Source organism: Staphylococcus intermedius NCTC 11048, assembly GCF_002902385.1.
Classification (GTDB): Bacteria; Bacillota; Bacilli; order Staphylococcales; family Staphylococcaceae; genus Staphylococcus; species Staphylococcus intermedius.
Window position 1 is genome coordinate 1 of the sequence record NZ_PPQH01000013.1, and the last position, 2,549, is coordinate 2,549.

Here is a 2,549-nt window from a genome sequence, read left to right on the forward strand (position 1 = left end):
ATGAACAATTATTTTGATTAAGTCTTCGATCGATTAGTATTCGTCAGCTCCACGTATCGCTACGCTTCCACCTCGAACCTATTAACCTCATCATCTTTGAGGGATCTTATAACCGAAGTTGGGAAATCTCATCTCGAGGGGGGCTTCATGCTTAGATGCTTTCAGCACTTATCCCGTCCATACATAGCTACCCAGCTATGCCGTTGGCACGACAACTGGTACACCAGAGGTATGTCCATCCCGGTCCTCTCGTACTAAGGACAGCTCCTCTCAAATTTCCTACGCCCACGACGGATAGGGACCGAACTGTCTCACGACGTTCTGAACCCAGCTCGCGTACCGCTTTAATGGGCGAACAGCCCAACCCTTGGGACCGACTACAGCCCCAGGATGCGATGAGCCGACATCGAGGTGCCAAACCTCCCCGTCGATGTGAACTCTTGGGGGAGATAAGCCTGTTATCCCCGGGGTAGCTTTTATCCGTTGAGCGATGGCCCTTCCATGCGGAACCACCGGATCACTAAGTCCGTCTTTCGACCCTGCTCGACTTGTAGGTCTCGCAGTCAAGCTCCCTTATGCCTTTACACTCTATGAATGATTTCCAACCATTCTGAGGGAACCTTTGAGCGCCTCCGTTACTCTTTAGGAGGCGACCGCCCCAGTCAAACTGCCCGCCTGACACTGTCTCCCAGCACGATAAGTGCTGCGGGTTAGAAATCCAATACAATTAGGGTAGTATCCCACCAATGCCTCCACGTAAGCTAGCGCTCACGCTTCTAAGGCTCCTACCTATCCTGTACAAACTGTACCGAATTTCAATATCAGGCTACAGTAAAGCTCCACGGGGTCTTTCCGTCCTGTCGCGGGTAACCGGCATCTTCACCGGTACTATGATTTCACCGAGTCTCTCGTTGAGACAGTGCCCAAATCGTTACGCCTTTCGTGCGGGTCGGAACTTACCCGACAAGGAATTTCGCTACCTTAGGACCGTTATAGTTACGGCCGCCGTTTACTGGGGCTTCGATTCGTAGCTTCGCTTGCGCTAACCACTCCTCTTAACCTTCCAGCACCGGGCAGGCGTCAGCCCCTATACGTCACCTTACGGTTTAGCAGAGACCTGTGTTTTTGATAAACAGTCGCTTGGGCCTATTCACTGCGGCTCTTCGAAGCGTGAACCTCAAAGAGCACCCCTTCTCCCGAAGTTACGGGGTCATTTTGCCGAGTTCCTTAACGAGAGTTCGCTCGCTCACCTTAGAATTCTCATCTTGACTACCTGTGTCGGTTTGCGGTACGGGCACCGTTATTCTAGCTAGAGGCTTTTCTCGGCAGTGTGAAATCAACGACTCGAGGAACAAGTTCCTCTCCCCATCACAGCTCAATCTTAAGAGTGCCGGATTTGCCTAACACTCAATCTCACTGCTTGGACGTGCACTCCAACAGCACGCTTCGCCTATCCTACTGCGTCCCCCCATCGCTTAAAACGAATAATGGTGGTACAGGAATATCAACCTGTTATCCATCGCCTACGCCTGTCGGCCTCAGCTTAGGACCCGACTAACCCAGAGCGGACGAGCCTTCCTCTGGAAACCTTAGTCAATCGGTGGACGGGATTCTCACCCGTCTTTCGCTACTCACACCGGCATTCTCACTTCTAAGCGCTCCACATGTCCTTGCGATCATGCTTCACCGCCCTTAGAACGCTCTCCTACCATTGTCCAAAGGACAATCCACAGCTTCGGTAATATGTTTAGCCCCGGTACATTTTCGGCGCAGTGTCACTCGACTAGTGAGCTATTACGCACTCTTTAAATGATGGCTGCTTCTAAGCCAACATCCTAGTTGTCTGGGCAACGCCACATCCTTTTCCACTTAACATATATTTTGGGACCTTAGCTGGTGGTCTGGGCTGTTTCCCTTTCGAATATGGACCTTATCACCCACATTCTGACTCCCAAGTTAAATTATTTGGCATTCGGAGTTTGTCTGAATTCGGTAACCCGAGAGGGGCCCCTCGTCCAAACAGTGCTCTACCTCCAATAATCATCACTTGAGGCTAGCCCTAAAGCTATTTCGGAGAGAACCAGCTATCTCCAAGTTCGATTGGAATTTCTCCGCTACCCTCAGTTCATCCGCTCACTTTTCAACGTAAGTCGGTTCGGTCCTCCATTCAGTGTTACCTGAACTTCAACCTGACCAAGGGTAGATCACCTGGTTTCGGGTCTACGACCAAATACTCATTCGCCCTATTCAGACTCGCTTTCGCTACGGCTCCACATTTTCTGCTTAACCTTGCATCAGATCGTAACTCGCCGGTTCATTCTACAAAAGGCACGCCATCACCCATTAACGGGCTCTGACTACTTGTAAGCACACGGTTTCAGGTTCTATTTCACTCCCCTTCCGGGGTACTTTTCACCTTTCCCTCACGGTACTGGTTCACTATCGGTCACTAGAGAGTATTTAGCCTTAGGAGATGGTCCTCCCAGATTCCGACGGAATTTCACGTGCTCCGCCGTACTCAGGATCCACTCAAGAGAGAATTTGTTTTC

The 2,549-nt window shown here is 50.7% G+C and carries 1 rRNA gene; it reads right to left on the bottom strand.

What is annotated here, in order from left to right:
• Nucleotides 1-13: 13 nt before the first annotated feature.
• Nucleotides 14-2,549: ribosomal RNA gene (locus CD138_RS03945) — 23S ribosomal RNA — on the bottom strand; the annotation flags it as partial.